The organism is Thermotoga petrophila RKU-1, assembly GCF_000016785.1.
GTDB classification, from domain to species: Bacteria; Thermotogota; Thermotogae; order Thermotogales; family Thermotogaceae; genus Thermotoga; species Thermotoga petrophila.
Genome location: NC_009486.1, coordinates 1,714,851 through 1,729,246, shown reverse-complemented (window position 1 = coordinate 1,729,246; position 14,396 = coordinate 1,714,851). Strand labels below are relative to the sequence as shown.

Below are 14,396 nucleotides of genomic sequence, written 5' to 3'. Positions count from 1 at the left end.
TGATGATTGTAACAAAAAGACATGCAATCGTGCTGAAAAAGCTCTACGAGAAGGGAGAAGAGTTCAGCGTAAAGGGATGGGAGGACTTCGACAGAGAAACGCTGTGGCACCTTGAACTCGCTGGGCTGGTCAAACCCGTCGGTGTTGAGATGTACGATCTGACTTTTTCCGGTAACATTCTTGGAGAACTCCTCGCCGACATGATAAAAGAAGGTGTCTTGAAGAATCCTGAGGAATGGGACGACTCGTTCAGGTGGATCGGTTCCGAAGTCATTTCCATGATCAGATACTCCAAGCTGGCTCAGTCGAGGGTAAGAGGAGAAGTCGCTAAAGCGCTTGAAGAGAGAGGGTTCGCGAAGGAAGGAAATCTCACACCTTACGCTTACACTCTCGATGAGGTTTACCACGCTTCACATCCCAGACTGATCGTAAATTCGAAAGTTGCGAAGTACCTGAGAAAGATGGTGGAGGGCCCGGGGGAGTCCAGTACGCTTCCAGTAGAGGGAGATGAACTTCTCCAGCTCGAAGCGATGAGGATGATAGCCTTCTCTGTTCCGAAGTCCGACATTTACGCTCTCACAGGACTCGGACAGCAAATCAGAGCGGCGCTCAGAAAGGGTCTTGTTGTGACGGATGAACTGATCCTCGACGAACTCGTTCTGGACACCGTTGCGAAGGCTTACGAAGGTAACCGGTTGAGTGACTTTGAAAGGAACGTACTTCTTGAAAGGGGCCTCATCGACTGGACGGGAGAACTTCACCCAATGGCGGAGCATCTCTACCTCGCGTGGAAGATATACAAAAAGGGTCCTTACCTCATAACTCCCGCTTTCCAGATCTCGGAGGACGAAGCAAGACTCCTGGAAGTGATCGTCAAGCTCTGGAAGAGGCATGAAAAGGAAGAGGATGTCTTCCCAGAACCAAAGCAGATAGAAAAGGCAGTAGACTGGGAATGGAAGAGAAAGGACCTCACCGTGAAACTCGCACTCTACAATCTTGAAGGTTTCGGCCTTTTGAAGTCGAGAGAACACAGACACGGAGCAAGGAGAACACTTGTGTACGAGTTGACCAGCTATGGTGAAGAAGTGCTCGAAGATCAGAGAAAGAACCTCAGGAGTATCACAGCTGTCGGTGTGAAATCAATCACCATGACAAAGAAAGAGTTCGCAGCTCCAAACGTGGAGTGGTACGAACAGGCAAGAAAAGAAGGTCTCGTCAGCGATGCAGCTCCCACTTCTTCTGGTCGCCTCTACGCGAGGCTTTCTGTCGAAGTTGAGAGAAGGCCACTCATAACGAACGTGGAAATGAAGGTTCTCAGAAAGGTTCCGTACAAAGCGGGTGTCTTTATCGAAGATATGAATCTTTCAGAGGAGGAAAGAATTGCACTCGACAGTCTCGAAGCGAAGAATCTGGTGGAGATTTTGCCCACAAACGTTGTCACGCTCACAGAAGCAGGTCAACTCATGAAGAGAGCTCTCTCTGCTGTTTCCGACGACGTGGAAGCACCGGTGACACCCCTTGTGATCAGGCTTCTTCAGGCTATAAGAACACACGGTGGACTTCATATGAGGGAGAAGAGGATCAGGATAAACCCGGAGAGCTGGAAAGCTGTAGAAAGAGAACTCGGTGTTGATCCGGAAACCTTCGATGAAACTGTCAACCTCGCCAGGATATCCAAATTCATAGCAGAAAACGCACTGACAGAAGCGGGAGTGGCACTCCTTCAGGCGGTGGATGAGCTTGCAAGAAAAGAGTATCCATGGGTTGAAGTTTGATAAATACGAAGCCCCACCGACCGGTGGGGCTTTTTTCACGGATAGATACCTCTCTTCTTTGTGGCGTACGCAACACGATCGATCGCGAGAATGTAAGCAGCAGTTCGCATGTCGACGTTGTATTTCTTTTTTACCTTCATAACATCTTCAAATGCTCCTTTCATCATCTTTTCCAGAGCACTTCTTATCTGGTCAAGATCCCAAAAGAACTCCTGAAGGTCCTGAACCCATTCGAAGTAAGAAACCGTGACTCCTCCAGCGTTGGCGAGTATGTCTGGTACCACAAGAACACCCCTTTTCGACAGAATCTCATCAGCTTCAGGTGTTGTGGGACCGTTTGCTCCTTCCACCACAGCTTTTGCCTTTATTCTTTCCGCGTTTCCAGCATGGATAGCACCTTCCAGAGCAGCAGGGACGAGAACATCAACATCCAGTTCTAAAAGTTCTTCGTTGGTTATTCTTTCACCCTTTGGATATGTGACGATCGTTCCGTGTTCTTTTTTGTATCTGATCAGTTCTTCCACGTCGAATCCTTCGGGATTGTAGATACCTCCTTTACTGTCACTCACTGCAACTACCTTTGATCCGAGTTCCTGAGAAATCAGAAGGGCGGCGAACTGACCAACGTTTCCAAATCCCTGAACAGCAACAGTTGCCTTCCTGGGATCTATTCCAAGAACGTCCATTGCAAGTCCTGCGCACACTTTAACGCCACGTCCTGTAGCTTCTTCACGTCCCTTGGATCCTCCCAGTTCCACAGGTTTTCCCGTGACAATTCCCAGAACGGTGTGACCTACGTTCATACTGTACGTATCCATGTACCATGCCATCACATCTGCATTTGTGTTCACATCCGGTGCGGGTATGTCGTTGTACGGTCCTATTATCACCTGAATCTCTGAAAAGTACCTTCTTGATAGTCTTTCAAGTTCGCTTCTTGAAAGTTTTTTCGGATCTACTTTGACTCCTCCCTTCCCACCACCGAAGGGCAGATTCATCACAGCCGTCTTCCATGTCATCCAGAATGCGAGGGCTTTCACCTCATCGAGGGTGACATCCGGGTGGTACCTGATGCCACCTTTGGCTGGGCCCCTCGCGACGTTGTGTTGCACGCGATATCCGGTGAAGACTTCGACGTGGCCGTCATCCATTCTCACTGGAAATTCAACGATCAAAACTCGCTTTGGCCTCCTCAGAACCTCTGCAAGGTCCGGTTCCAGATCCATGAGCGATGCGGCACGGTTGAACTGTTCAACTGCCATTTCATAGAGGCTTTTTTCCGACATGTATTTCCCCCTTCGAATAGGAATATGCGATATAAACCATATCGTTACCTATTGTATCATTTTTGTCCATAATACAGAAACATTTTGTGCTCGTGGAATGTAACTTGGCTTCATTCGAAAGGGGGGAGTTTTAAGCGGGAACGGATTTTTTCAGAGAGTGTTTTTTAAAAAAAAACCAGTAGATGAGAATATTTACTACCGTTAGTGGAAGGCCAATTTTTGTGAATTCCCAGAAAGTGATTGTGTCTCCCGTTCTTTTTTCGGCGCTCTGTATGATTATGACGTTGCTGGCAGCACCAAGTATGAACAAATTTCCGGCCACTGTGCTACCAGCAGCAAGTGTAACGAGTTCTTTTACACCAGCACCAGCTTCAAGAAGTATTGGAAGATAGAGTGTAACCATGGGTACATTTGAGATGAATTGGCTCATGATAACACTCACCAGTAAGATCGCAGATACGGAAAGAACATCAAAATTCAGGCGTTCGAAGATAGATTGGAAAATTCCAGTTTCCCAGACACTTTGCATCAGAACAAACATAGAAGCAAAAAAGATAAGAGTATGCCAATCGATCTTTTTGATGATTTCATTTCTCTTCTTGCTGAAAATAAGAATGGGTAAGGCAGAGAGAAGTGTGATATGAACCAGTTCAATGTTCAAAGAAGACTTCAAAAAAGCAAGAATGATTTTGAGAATGATCAGGGAAAAAAGAAGAACAATCGAAATCTTGGAAATTTTTGCGAGTTCAACATCTTCAATTGAATCTTTGATATGGTTAATCGTTTCATTTACGAAATGTTTCCTGTAGAAAATTCTCACCATGAAGAACACTACCAGGAGATTAAGAACAGTTGGTAAGGCGAGATATCTAAGGATTCTTTATAACTCCCGCCGTGGCTATAATGAAATTCTGTGGATTACCGAGAGGGCTCATAACACTTCCAACAGTCACGGAAAAAGCAAGAGTGATCAAAAGAATCGACGGTTTTATGTTGTTTCTTCTCGCAAGGTGAAGAACAACGGGAGTACCAATGATTGCCGTAGTATCGTTCATAAGAAACGCTGACAAAATACCGAACACAAAAACGATTGAAAAGATCAGTTCTGTTTTGTTGCGAGTTCTTCTAAAGATGATGTAAGAAAGATGATGCAGGTATCCACTTTCTTCAAGAGCGGTCCCTATAATGAACATGCTGAACAAAAACAACATAACTTCAAGGTTTATCGACTTCAAAGCACTGGAGATAGAAATTTGTCCTGTTAATACGACACAAAGTGCCCCAAGAAGCATTATCTGCCACATTTGAATTTTTACTTTACCAAACTTTCTTACACTGATGAGAGCAAAAACTACTATCAGAACAATCGCAGGGATCAAGAGAAACCCTCCTTGGCGGATTCAGGTGTACGACTACTGTGCCATCATCTATTTTCCATTTCCAATGTTTCCTTCTGACTTTCTATTCTGGAAACTCTAAGTGAATCAGTTTTTAAATCTCAGACAACTGCTTTGCACTTTAAATCGCGTCTATTGCAAGGTAGGAGTATGGCTTTTGACCGACCTGGAGTGGTTAAGGCTCGTAAGCTGAGCACACCGCATGAAGAATCACATCCTCTTTAGGGGATTGGGGAGGAGATAAAGATTCCCACTGGGTATCTTCAGAACTCTTCGTGATAATTTCTCCAAATTTTTCTGAACCTGGTGTACTTTCAGGAGATTCAAAGAAGATATCAACTTACACATCTGGAAATTCAAGTCTTCAACTTCGAACATATCTTTTTCTTCAAAGGGGACAACTATACCTTTTCTAAGTGTTGGGAACAATAGTAAATCGGGATGAGCAACACACAATTCATAGCTATCGGGTTCTCGCTCGAGAGAGACAATATACAATTTGTTCAGTCTAGAGAAAAACATGTAGATGAAAAATAGTTTCAAGATCTCCCTTAAATGTCGATTAGAAGCGTTTTCAAATTTCGTGAAGACGTCGGAAAGATTGTCATTGGCAGGAGTATCACATAACCAAGGGCCTATTTCTATTTTTCTCAAATTTTTCACTTCCTATTCTTGAGTGGAGGGAATATTTTTTTATTTCATCTAATTTGTAAATTTCTTCTAAGACTTCATTTAGAGTCATCTCCCCATACTTTTGCAGTACCTCATCTAATATTTCTTTTTCTTCATTTGAAAGGTTAATTTTTCCTGTTTCAAAGGGACCAGGTTCTATAATATGTTCCTCCGTGTGGATAAGACCTTCTACATACATTTTATTCAATACAAGCTCAAAATTCTTATCATATGGACCATAAAAATATTTCTTGTAATCTAAATCGGTTATTTGTTTCCCAATTTTTTTGATCGCATAATAATCAACAAGGAAAAGTAATTTCAATAGTTTTGTCTTCAGTATAGGTCCTGTCTTCCGAAGAATTGCGCGTATTACCTCGTAAGTTTTCCTCATCAATTCACCTCCTTCGCAAGTATTCTATTACAAGACTATATTTACTCCTTACGAACCGCCATTGCGATTATAGAAACGATTATCAATCCCATCCCTGCAATCTGTTGAATTTCCACCGTTTCGTTTCTGAAAACAACCCCAGCTATCACAGAAATCACCGTTGTGAAGTTGGAAAAGAGGGTGGTGAAGATGGGAGACATTTTCCCTATGGCGTAGTTGAGAAGGAAAAACGCGACGGTGGAAGAAAGAACACCGAGATACAGGGTACCGATTACCACATGGACGTTGAACACCGGTCTGAAATCTCCTGTTGAAAGACTCAAAAGTGTGAAGAAAACTGCTCCGGTCATCATCATGAAGAAAGTGATTTCAGCAGGTGTGAACTCTTTTGAAAACTTTCTCGAAAGCACACTGTACATCGCTCCGGAGAGAACAGCTAAGAGTAAGAAGGCTTTCCCAATGATGTTCCCAGGCGTGATGTTGAAACCAACTATCAACGAAACTCCAAGAAAACCCATTCCCACAAGAAAGTAGTGAAGAAGATCTCCCTTCTCTTTGAGTATGAAAGGAGCAAGAAGGTTGACAACGACCGGGATGAGGGCAATGATCATACCCGCTTCCGAGGAGTTCACCCTCTGAAGGCCGTACGTTTCGAAAAGAAAGTAAAGCACAGGCTGGAACAGGACGAGTTTCCAGAGCTTCCAGTAGGGTTTCTTTCCAAGCTTCACAACGCCGGTTATCAAAAGAAGAAGGTAAGTGAGAAAAGCAACGCTGAATCTGAAAGAAAGAAAAGTCAGGGGAGTCACATGATCGAGAGCGTTCTTCGTGAAAAGAAAAGAAAGTCCGAATATCGTGGAGTAGGAGAAACCCGAAAGGAGAACCTTCAGATCCATGCTGTACCTCCACTCTCTGGGAGTTCAAGAAGAAATATCTTTGGCCAGCTTCATCATGCTTTTCTGAAGTCTTTCCACGTCCCTTGTGAAGTAAAAAACCAGAACAAAGAGCAGCACCGCACAGATAAGCCAGAAATAAGCGGAGACTTTCAAGGCAGCTCCGAGAGATCCGAGGGCAACGGACATCACTCCTCCCGCGAATTTTCCAAATCCCGTTCCGAGCGAATCGGTGAGGTTGAATATGGAGAATATCCTTCCTCTTTCCTGTGGTTCGTTGACGTTCAGAAGCATGAACTTCACGTTCGGACCCGTGAGACTCGCGGTGAAAGAAGCGACGAAACCAAGTAACATGAGAACGAGAAGACTTCCCACGTAGTCCAGGGTCATAACGGTGAAGAAAGTTCCAAGAGCGGTTGTGATCGAGCAAAACAGCGGTAGAAATGGCCTGGATTTCGCGTAGATGCTCGCTCCCCACAGTCCTCCGAGGATGATTCCAGCGATGTTTCCAAGACCGAACACGAGGAAAACAAGGGTAGCCGTCTCCACCGAAAGACCTCTTTCTCTTCTGAAGAATTCCACAAGAAAGTAAGGAATGGCACCCCAGGGAATAGTCCCTGCTATACCCTGAAAGAACAAAAGAAGATTCGTTTTCACCTTCACAAGTTTTGCGTAATCAGAGAGTTTCGGCGCTTTCGGATACTCGTACCCGGATTGAACGAGTTCACCGATGCCTTTTTCAAAGGCACCTCTTTTCGGTTCTTTCAGAACGAAGATGGATAAAATCGCAAGGGCGATGTTTGGAACAGAAACCACGATGAAGGGAACTCTCCAACCGTATTTCGGTCCCAAAAAACCCCCAACGATCATCCCAAGAACGCTTCCTATGGAGATCGCAGAAGATATAAGAGCCACGACCTTTCCTCTCTTTACCTCGTCGAACATGTCTCCTATCATCGAGTAAACAATGGGAAAGGACGCTCCCACACCTATTCCGGTGAGGGCTCTCCAGAAAAAGAGTTCTCCGTAGGAGTGAGAAAACGCACTCATGAGACAGGGAATCTCACCAACGAGAATGGAGTAGATGAGAAGGTTCTTCCTGCTGTATCTGTCGGCAAGGTACCCCCACACAAGGCTCACAAGAGCCCCTATCACCGTGAAAGACGACGCAACGAGACCTATCTGAGCATCAGTGATGTTGAACTCCTGTTCTATCGCTCCTATGTTCGGAGACATCACCATCTGATCCGCGTTCAGGAGGACCATGAGAATCAGAATGAATATCACTGCCATCTTCATTCCCCCTTCAGCCATTCTATGACCGCCTTAGTGACATCTTCCTTCTCCACGTCGTTGCTCAGAACGTGACCGGATTTTTCAAAAACAAGAAGCTTCTTGTTTTCTGATCTGATGTTGTTGTATATGAACTCGGTTGCCTTCATGGGAACCATGTTGTCGTTCTTTGCCGCAACGACGAGAGTGTCCGATGTGATCTTCGAAACACTCTTTCTTGCCAGTCTCATGAGTTTGTAGAGCTCCGCTGCCTGCTTGGGCCAGTTGTAAGACCAGTACTCTTTTCTCAGGTATTCGATGCCCGGATCTTCGTACTTTTCTGTGCTTTTGCGGGGCATCTTCTTCGAAAAGAGCTTCAAAAGAGGCGTGAGGACTATCCTTTTGTCGAAAACATGTGTTGCCGCGGCAAGTGTGACCAGTTTTGGAGGATTCATCTGAGATGCGAGTATCAGGGCGATCACACCACCCATGGAAAGTCCAACCACATGGACTCTATCGCATATGGCTTTTAAATCGTAATATGCATCGAAGACGCGTCTCAGCCAGTCTCGAGCGGTTGTCATCAGAAAATCTTCACCACAGGTTCCGTGTCCTGGAAGTCTCGGAACGGAAACGGTGAAACCCACTCTGTTCACCTCTTTTGCCATGTACTCGAAATCGTGGGGTGATCCCGTGTAACCGTGGATGAATAAAACACCTTCGTTTTCACCCTTGAGGAAGATCGGGAGCGACTTCTCCACAGTTTTACATCGTGGAAAATTCATAGGAGCACCCCCTGATGAGTTTTTGGGTGCAACAATATTTTAACATTTAGTTATAGGAAGTACGAAACGATGGTAGAATTCCTGTTGAGGTGATAGGATGAAAAGATCTTTTTTGATTCTAATCCTGATATTGATATGGATCGGTCTTGTCTTTTACTTTTCATCGCAGCCCCCTGATGTTTCTGGAAGGCAGTCCGGGAGCGTTTATAAGTTTCTCAAAAAGATAGATAGTGTTCTTGATTTCACACGGACAAATTGGTACAAAAATCTGAGATCTCTACTCGAAAAATGGTGGTTCCCTGACAAAAAACCAACGGGGGAAGATCTTGTCAGAAAATCTGCCCATTTTGGACTTTATTTTATAATGGGCATTCTTTCTTTCACGTTTAGTTATACTTATCTTAGAAAGTATGTGTTTTCTATTTTGTTGGGAGTGTCTTTACCTACATTGATAGCCGTTCTCGATGAGTACAACCAGGTTTTTCACAACAGAGGATCTTCGCTGTACGATGTGTTCATAGACATGAACGGTGCTCTGTTTGGAGTGGTGATTGCTCTTCTGATTCTGGTCGTTGGGAGGTTGATCACCCGCACATACAACGTCCATCGGGGTGAGAGGTAGTATGAAAAAAATTGTGGTGTTGATGATGTCTTTCGTTCTTGTCTCGTGTTTTGCCCAGGTGCCAGACTTACTCTTTTCTTCGAAATATCCCGTTCCTGAATGGATCAGGGCTCGTGGTTACATGTCAGCATGGTTCGATTGGTGTGAAGAGAACGAAGATTTACTCAAACGGGAATTTTTGAGAAGAATAGAAGAAAAAGAACCTTTGAATCCATTCTTTGGTTCGTGGTATGAACTTTTTGAGAAGCAGCTCCTGGGTTACTGTCTCGGGTACAAATTCGTTTGCTGGCTTGAGGATGAGTTTTCACTCGAGAGAATAGCAAAACTGAAAAGAGAAAAGATCGAGAGTAAAATTTTAGAGTTTCTTCGATGATGAATGCTTTCAATTCAGGAGATTTATCTCATCCCACAAAGGCATGTTGACATGTCTGATTTTATTTTGTTAGAATTTGACTGACCAGTCAATCAAGGAGGTGTAAACGTGTCGGTGATCGAAGTGAGAGATCTCACTAAATACTACGGAAAGTCCAGAGGAGTAGAAGGTGTAACTTTCTCAGTTGAAGAAGGAGAGATATTCGGCTTCATCGGACCGAACGGTGCCGGGAAGACAACCACCATAAGGCTTCTTCTTGGTTTGATCTTTCCGGATTCTGGTCTGGCAGAGGTTTTCGGAAGAGACGTTCTGAGAGAAGGAAAAGAAATAAGAAAGAACATCGGTTACATTCCAGGAGAGGTGAGCTTTTATCCGGAAGTGACGGTGGAGGAATTTCTCAGGTACTCTGCCAGTTTCTACGAAAGGGTAGACTGGGATCATGTGAAGGAGCTCTGTGGTGTTTTCTCGCTCGACATGAAAAAACGTATCAAGGAACTCTCCATGGGAAACAAAAAGAAAGTGGCTATCGTTCAGTCTTTGATGCACAGGCCAAAACTTCTTATCCTGGATGAGCCCACGAATGGACTCGATCCTATCGTTCAAAACACCTTCTTTGAAATTCTGAAAAAAGAGAAAGAAAAAGGAACGACCGTGTTTTTCTCTTCTCACATACTGAGCGAGGTGGAAAAGCTGTGTGATCGTGTGGCGATGATAAAGGATGGAAGAATCATCAGGGTAGAAAAGGTGGAGAATCTCAAAGGGGAAAGGTACAAGGTGGTCCGGGTCAAAGGAGAAAATCTGGAAAAGCTGAAAGATCTGGCTGAAGTGAATCGACTGAAGTTTGAAAACGGCACAGCAGAGTTCCTCTTCTCAGGAAGTGTTGAAAGACTCATTGAAATTCTTCGTAGCTTGAAACTGTCCGATTTCTGGGTGGAGGAACCTTCTCTTGAAGAGATATTCATGTCCTACTATCGGGAGGGAGAAAAATGAACATATTCAAATGGGATATGAAGAGGTACATAAAGAGCACGATCGCTTGGACGGTCGTTCTCATTCTCCTTCAGCTCATGTACGCCGCGTTCTATCCGAGTATGGCAAAGGAGACAGAGTTCATAACAAAGTGGATGAAGGTAATGCCAAAAGCGTTTGTGAAACTCTTTGGGTTAGAAGACATGGACTTTTCCAACATCATGAACTACCTTGCCATGGTGTCCAGTATCTACGTAACACTCGTTGGAGGAGTTTTCGCTTCTTTGGTAGGTGTGAGGAGTATTTCGAGAGAAGAAAACGAAAAGACCGTTGAGTTTCTCTTGTCGAAACCTGTTTCGAGGCTTGAAGTTGTGATCTCGAAGTTTTTCTCATCTCTGGTGCACGTTCTCATTTTCGATGCGCTCTTGTTCAGCAGTCTGTTTGTGTTCGCAAATATCTACAGTTCAGGCCCGGTTGAAGTGGAAAAGTTTGTTGCCTTCGCTTTTAGTCAGGTTTGTCTCCACTTCACATTGATGAACATATCTCTCTTTGTGGGTACTACGAAGTCAGACGGAGCACTCTCTCTTGGGCTCGGTACTGTGTTCGTTCTGTACATTTTGAACATGATATCGAAGATCACGGACAAAGCGGAGTTTTTGAAGTATTTCACTCCGTTTTCCTACGCAGATCCCTCCACTGTCATAAGGCACGGTTTTCCGACGTTCTCCGGTCTTTTCTTTGTACTTGTGAACATAGCTCTTCTGATCAGTTCGATCGTTCTGTTTTCAAAGAAAGACATTCTTGTGTAATGGAGGGATCGTGTTGTCGAAGAAAGATGCGATATTGAAAGCGTCGATCGAGGTTTTTGGAAAAAAAGGTTACGATCGAGCCACAACAGACGAAATAGCGGAGAAGGCCGGAGTAGCCAAGGGATTGATCTTTCACTATTTCAAGAACAAAGAAGAACTGTACTACCAGGCATACAGGTATGTTGTAGAGAAACTGCAGAGGGAATTCAAGAATTTTCTCAGGGAGAACAGAAATAGAGACATCTTCGATTTCATGGAACGATGGATAGAAAAGAAACTGGAGTACTCTGCTTCTCATCCCGAAGAAGCGGATTTTCTGATAACACTTGTGAGTGTGGGTGAAGATCTCAGGAAAAGAATACTTCTCGACCTCGAAAAATCACAGAGGGTCTTTTTCGACTTCGTAAGGGAAAAGTTGAAAGACTTAGATCTCGCAGAAGATGTAACGGAGGAAATCGCATTGAAATTTCTGATGTGGTTCTTTTCCGGATTCGAAGAAGTCTATCTGAGGACCTATCAGGGTAAGCCTGAACTATTGAAAAAAGACATGAACGTACTCGTTGAAGAAGTGAAGGTCATGCTCAGGATTTTGAAGAGAGGTATGACAAAATAAAGCGGGGGAATCCCCCGCTTTTCACGATATTCCGAGGATTCTGTCGATTTTTGCTTTGTCGAATCCGATGACTATCTTGTTGCCGATCTCGATCACGGGAACTCCCATTTGTCCTGTCTTCTTCACCATGAGCTCGGCTTCTCTTGGGTTTTTTGTTACATCGACTTCTTTGAACTCGAGCCCCAGCGATCTGAAGTATTCCTTTGCTTTTCTACAGTACGGACAGGTGGGGGTTGTGTAGATTTTGATTTTCAGGTGCTGCATCGGTTCACCTCCATTTTCTACTTTTTTAGTCCAAATTTATTCTATCACAGCTGACGAATCATTTCAATTAATTCTCACAGAACTGAAAAGTTCAGGAAGCGAATCAATATGTTACAATTCCTTCTATGCAAAGGAGGGAACTTTGTGCGGTACAGACTCATGTCGATAGAATTCTTTGTCTACGGCACGATGGCCGTTTATTCACTGTTGAGTCAGTTTCTGGCAAACGAAGAACTCTCGAAATCTCAGATAGGCATTCTGATGTCTATCCTGCCGATCACATCACTCTACGCGAACCATCTAAATTTCGAAATCGCCTCTACCATAGGAAGAGTGAACTGGCTGAAAAAAGTGATTCTGTTCGCTGGAATCCTCTTCTGGGGGCTGTTTCTGTTCGAGGAGTTCTACCTGAAACTCATATTCATGTCAGTGTTCGCTTTCTTCTTCTCTGCGGTGACTCCTCTTGCTGAGTCCGTTATCGTGGACATCACACACCAGATGAAAATGAACTACGGCAGGATCAGGTTGTTTGGAACCTTTGGGTTCTCTTTCACAGCGCTTTTGATGAGCGGACTCATCAGACTGGGTTTCGTCACGATATTTTACGTTTTCACTGCCTTGATGCTTTTGACCTTTTGGATACTGAAGCCGATGAAAGAAGTAGACCTCGGTGAGGAAGAAAAAAGAAAAAGCAAAAAACCTCTTCCCACTTTCTTCTGGCTCCTTCTCCCTGTAGTGATCTTTGGTATAGCGGCAAACAATTTCAATTTTGTCTTTCTACCCGTTTTGATGAAGGAAAGAAACTACGACGTGTCTCTTGCGAGTATAGCCCTTTCTCTCATGGCCATCACAGAGACGCCGTTCCTCCTGTGGGCCGATGAGACAGTGAAAAGACTCGGTGTGGGTTTCATGCTCGCTTCGGGTGTGTTCGTTGTGGGTCTCAGAAACCTGCTGGTAACTCTGACAAGTTCTCCAGCTACTCTGCTGATGGTTCAGCTCTTGCAGGGATGGACTTACATAGTGATCTATTACTCCATGATGTTTCTCATTCGAACGTTTGGTCCCGCAAGGATCAGAGCACAAAAGTATTTCTGGGTCGCTATGGGAATAGGGCCGTTCATAGGCTCATCGGTAGGTGGTGTGCTCGCAGAAAATCTTGGTCTTATCGATTCATACAGGATTCTCGGTTTGGTTCCCATGATCGTTTCTCTTTTTGTCTTTCTTTTCCTCAGGAAGTACGAAAGAGCTTCTTGACCACCTCTCTCACTTTTTGAGCATACTCTTCTTTGCAGATCAGAATCCCGTTCGGTGTGTCGACCACGATCAGATCAGATAGCCCAACAACCGCTATGGGTTTGTTGTGGGTTTTCACGAAGATGCGTTCACTGTCGATGAGTATCACTTCGTCCGATTCTTCTGTGTATCCCTCTATTTCTCTCACGGAAGACCAGTTTCCCACGTCAGACCACTCGAAATCCGCCTTCACAACCCGCACCTTTTTCGATCTCTCCATGACAGCGTAGTCCACGCTGATCGAAGGTACTTTTTCGTAGGCTTTTTTGAGCTCTTCGAAATTTCTTGGATCGACATCCTTCAGGTTTTCGTATATGGATGGTTCACACACCTTCGCTTCTTCGATGAATTCTTTCGCTTTCCACAGGAACATTCCGCTGTTCCAGAGGAATCTTCCACTTTCGACGAATCTTTTAGCCGTTTCAAAGTCCGGCTTTTCCCTGAACTGAGCAACTTTGTGAACTCCTTCTTCCAGTTCTTCTCCGATCTCTATGTAGCCGTAGCCGGTTTCCGGCCTTGTTGGAACGATGCCGAAAGTGAAAAGACCGCCGTACTTATCCAGGGCATCGAGTGATTTCTTCACCGTTTTCCAGAATTTTTTTGTGTCCGGTATTCTGTGGTCCGCGGGTAGAACAAGCACCGGCTCATCGTCATCCGCCAGCTTTGTTCCTATGAAACAGGCTGGAGCGGTGTTTTTCTTCGTTGGCTCTGCGATGATGTTCTCATCAGGGATCTCTGGAAGTTCTCTTTTCGTTCTCTCAACGTAGTCTTTGTGAGTTACAACGATCACGTCTTTTGGGTCCATTTCCTCCATAACACGTTCGAAGGTCCACCTTATGAGACTCTTGTTTCCAAAGAGTTTCAAAAACTGTTTTGGAGTCTCAGGAGTGGAAAGGGGCCAGAATCTTTCTCCAGATCCTCCTGCGAGAATCAGAGCTTTCATTACTTCACCTCCTCGTGTACAATTTTAACAGGAGGTGGA

At 44.5% G+C, this 14,396-nt stretch carries 17 protein-coding genes; 7 read left to right on the top strand and 10 right to left on the bottom strand.

The genetic code is table 11. From position 1 onward, the window contains the following. Positions 1 to 2 precede the first annotated feature (2 nt). The gene (locus TPET_RS08840; RefSeq protein ID WP_011944142.1) at positions 3 to 1,775 is read left to right on the top strand and encodes a DUF505 domain-containing protein; all 1,773 of its coding nucleotides are present in this window, start codon (positions 3 to 5) and stop codon (positions 1,773 to 1,775) included. A gap of 35 nt (positions 1,776 to 1,810) precedes the next feature. On the opposite strand, the gene gdhA is transcribed toward TPET_RS08840, so the two are convergent. The 8 genes from gdhA to TPET_RS08805 all read right to left on the bottom strand — a co-directional run bounded on the left by gdhA (position 1,811) and on the right by TPET_RS08805 (position 8,471). Further along, positions 1,811 to 3,061, bottom strand: a complete 1,251-nt coding sequence (gene gdhA / locus TPET_RS08835) for a glutamate dehydrogenase (RefSeq protein ID WP_011944141.1) — start codon at positions 3,059 to 3,061, stop codon at positions 1,811 to 1,813. A gap of 130 nt (positions 3,062 to 3,191) precedes the next feature. Further along, positions 3,192 to 3,884 carry an SLC13 family permease gene (locus tag TPET_RS09670; protein ID WP_202943191.1) on the bottom strand — a complete coding sequence of 231 codons (693 nt, stop codon included), beginning with the start codon at positions 3,882 to 3,884 and terminating at the stop codon, positions 3,192 to 3,194. Positions 3,885 to 3,930: 46 nt separating this feature from the next. Next, positions 3,931 to 4,440, bottom strand: a complete 510-nt coding sequence (locus TPET_RS09665; RefSeq protein WP_202943190.1) for an SLC13 family permease — start codon at positions 4,438 to 4,440, stop codon at positions 3,931 to 3,933. Between the two features lie 228 nt (positions 4,441 to 4,668). Further along, positions 4,669 to 5,112: a hypothetical protein gene (locus tag TPET_RS08825; RefSeq protein WP_238374302.1), complete on the bottom strand. Its 444-nt coding sequence runs from the start codon at positions 5,110 to 5,112 to the stop codon at positions 4,669 to 4,671. Further along, on the bottom strand, positions 5,078 to 5,524 hold the full coding sequence (locus tag TPET_RS08820; RefSeq protein WP_011944139.1) for a type II toxin-antitoxin system antitoxin SocA domain-containing protein: 447 nt from the start codon (positions 5,522 to 5,524) through the stop codon (positions 5,078 to 5,080). The genes TPET_RS08825 and TPET_RS08820 overlap by 35 nt, the downstream gene beginning before the upstream one ends. A 41-nt stretch (positions 5,525 to 5,565) precedes the next feature. Beyond that, complete coding sequence (locus TPET_RS08815; protein WP_011944138.1) at positions 5,566 to 6,417, bottom strand: DMT family transporter; 852 nt, start codon at positions 6,415 to 6,417, stop codon at positions 5,566 to 5,568. Between the two features lie 24 nt (positions 6,418 to 6,441). Continuing rightward, on the bottom strand, positions 6,442 to 7,707 hold the full coding sequence (locus TPET_RS08810) for an MFS transporter (RefSeq protein ID WP_011944137.1): 1,266 nt from the start codon (positions 7,705 to 7,707) through the stop codon (positions 6,442 to 6,444). Between the two features lie 2 nt (positions 7,708 to 7,709). Then, a complete protein-coding gene (locus tag TPET_RS08805; RefSeq protein WP_011944136.1) occupies positions 7,710 to 8,471 on the bottom strand; it encodes an alpha/beta hydrolase in 762 nt (253 codons plus the stop codon). 97 nt (positions 8,472 to 8,568) lie between these two features. Here TPET_RS08805 and TPET_RS08800 point away from each other — a divergent pair, with 97 nt between their 5' ends. The 5 genes from TPET_RS08800 (at position 8,569) to TPET_RS08780 (ending at position 11,857) form a co-directional block, all read left to right on the top strand. After that, complete coding sequence (locus TPET_RS08800; protein ID WP_011944135.1) at positions 8,569 to 9,093, top strand: VanZ family protein; 525 nt, start codon at positions 8,569 to 8,571, stop codon at positions 9,091 to 9,093. A 1-nt stretch (position 9,094) separates the two neighbouring features. Continuing rightward, positions 9,095 to 9,466, top strand: coding sequence for a hypothetical protein (locus tag TPET_RS08795; protein ID WP_011944134.1), 372 nt, complete (start codon positions 9,095 to 9,097; stop codon positions 9,464 to 9,466). A gap of 108 nt (positions 9,467 to 9,574) precedes the next feature. Beyond that, complete coding sequence (locus TPET_RS08790) at positions 9,575 to 10,456, top strand: ABC transporter ATP-binding protein (protein WP_011944133.1); 882 nt, start codon at positions 9,575 to 9,577, stop codon at positions 10,454 to 10,456. Then, the gene (locus TPET_RS08785) at positions 10,453 to 11,244 is read left to right on the top strand and encodes an ABC transporter permease subunit (protein ID WP_011944132.1); all 792 of its coding nucleotides are present in this window, start codon (positions 10,453 to 10,455) and stop codon (positions 11,242 to 11,244) included. Before TPET_RS08790 ends, TPET_RS08785 begins: the two co-directional genes overlap by 4 nt. Positions 11,245 to 11,254: 10 nt before the next feature. Then, positions 11,255 to 11,857: a TetR/AcrR family transcriptional regulator gene (locus TPET_RS08780; RefSeq protein ID WP_011944131.1), complete on the top strand. Its 603-nt coding sequence runs from the start codon at positions 11,255 to 11,257 to the stop codon at positions 11,855 to 11,857. A gap of 21 nt (positions 11,858 to 11,878) precedes the next feature. On the opposite strand, the gene TPET_RS08775 is transcribed toward TPET_RS08780, so the two are convergent. Then, positions 11,879 to 12,121 carry a glutaredoxin family protein gene (locus TPET_RS08775; RefSeq protein ID WP_011944130.1) on the bottom strand — a complete coding sequence of 81 codons (243 nt, stop codon included), beginning with the start codon at positions 12,119 to 12,121 and terminating at the stop codon, positions 11,879 to 11,881. Positions 12,122 to 12,265: 144 nt separating this feature from the next. On the opposite strand from TPET_RS08775, the gene TPET_RS08770 reads away from it, so the two are divergent. Continuing rightward, positions 12,266 to 13,375, top strand: a complete 1,110-nt coding sequence (locus TPET_RS08770) for an MFS transporter (RefSeq protein ID WP_011944129.1) — start codon at positions 12,266 to 12,268, stop codon at positions 13,373 to 13,375. Here TPET_RS08770 and TPET_RS08765 read toward each other — a convergent pair. Next, positions 13,350 to 14,357 (bottom strand): mannose-1-phosphate guanylyltransferase, encoded by a 1,008-nt coding sequence (locus TPET_RS08765; RefSeq protein ID WP_011944128.1) that lies wholly within the window; start codon positions 14,355 to 14,357, stop codon positions 13,350 to 13,352. The genes TPET_RS08770 and TPET_RS08765 overlap by 26 nt on opposite strands. Between the last annotated feature and the right edge of the window lie 39 nt (positions 14,358 to 14,396).

What these genes read in the sequence shown, in the direction of transcription:
- TPET_RS08840 (WP_011944142.1), top strand. Translation starts at nt 3, where the DNA reads ATGATTGTAACAAAAAGACATGCAATCGTGCTGAAAAAGCTCTACGAG.
- gdhA (WP_011944141.1), bottom strand. Translation starts at nt 3,061, where the DNA reads ATGTCGGAAAAAAGCCTCTATGAAATGGCAGTTGAACAGTTCAACCGT.
- TPET_RS09670 (WP_202943191.1), bottom strand. Translation starts at nt 3,884, where the DNA reads ATGGTGAGAATTTTCTACAGGAAACATTTCGTAAATGAAACGATTAAC.
- TPET_RS08820 (WP_011944139.1), bottom strand. Translation starts at nt 5,524, where the DNA reads ATGAGGAAAACTTACGAGGTAATACGCGCAATTCTTCGGAAGACAGGA.
- TPET_RS08815 (WP_011944138.1), bottom strand. Translation starts at nt 6,417, where the DNA reads ATGGATCTGAAGGTTCTCCTTTCGGGTTTCTCCTACTCCACGATATTC.
- TPET_RS08810 (WP_011944137.1), bottom strand. Translation starts at nt 7,707, where the DNA reads ATGGCAGTGATATTCATTCTGATTCTCATGGTCCTCCTGAACGCGGAT.
- TPET_RS08805 (WP_011944136.1), bottom strand. Translation starts at nt 8,471, where the DNA reads ATGAATTTTCCACGATGTAAAACTGTGGAGAAGTCGCTCCCGATCTTC.
- TPET_RS08800 (WP_011944135.1), top strand. Translation starts at nt 8,569, where the DNA reads ATGAAAAGATCTTTTTTGATTCTAATCCTGATATTGATATGGATCGGT.
- TPET_RS08795 (WP_011944134.1), top strand. Translation starts at nt 9,095, where the DNA reads ATGAAAAAAATTGTGGTGTTGATGATGTCTTTCGTTCTTGTCTCGTGT.
- TPET_RS08785 (WP_011944132.1), top strand. Translation starts at nt 10,453, where the DNA reads ATGAACATATTCAAATGGGATATGAAGAGGTACATAAAGAGCACGATC.
- TPET_RS08775 (WP_011944130.1), bottom strand. Translation starts at nt 12,121, where the DNA reads ATGCAGCACCTGAAAATCAAAATCTACACAACCCCCACCTGTCCGTAC.
- TPET_RS08765 (WP_011944128.1), bottom strand. Translation starts at nt 14,357, where the DNA reads ATGAAAGCTCTGATTCTCGCAGGAGGATCTGGAGAAAGATTCTGGCCC.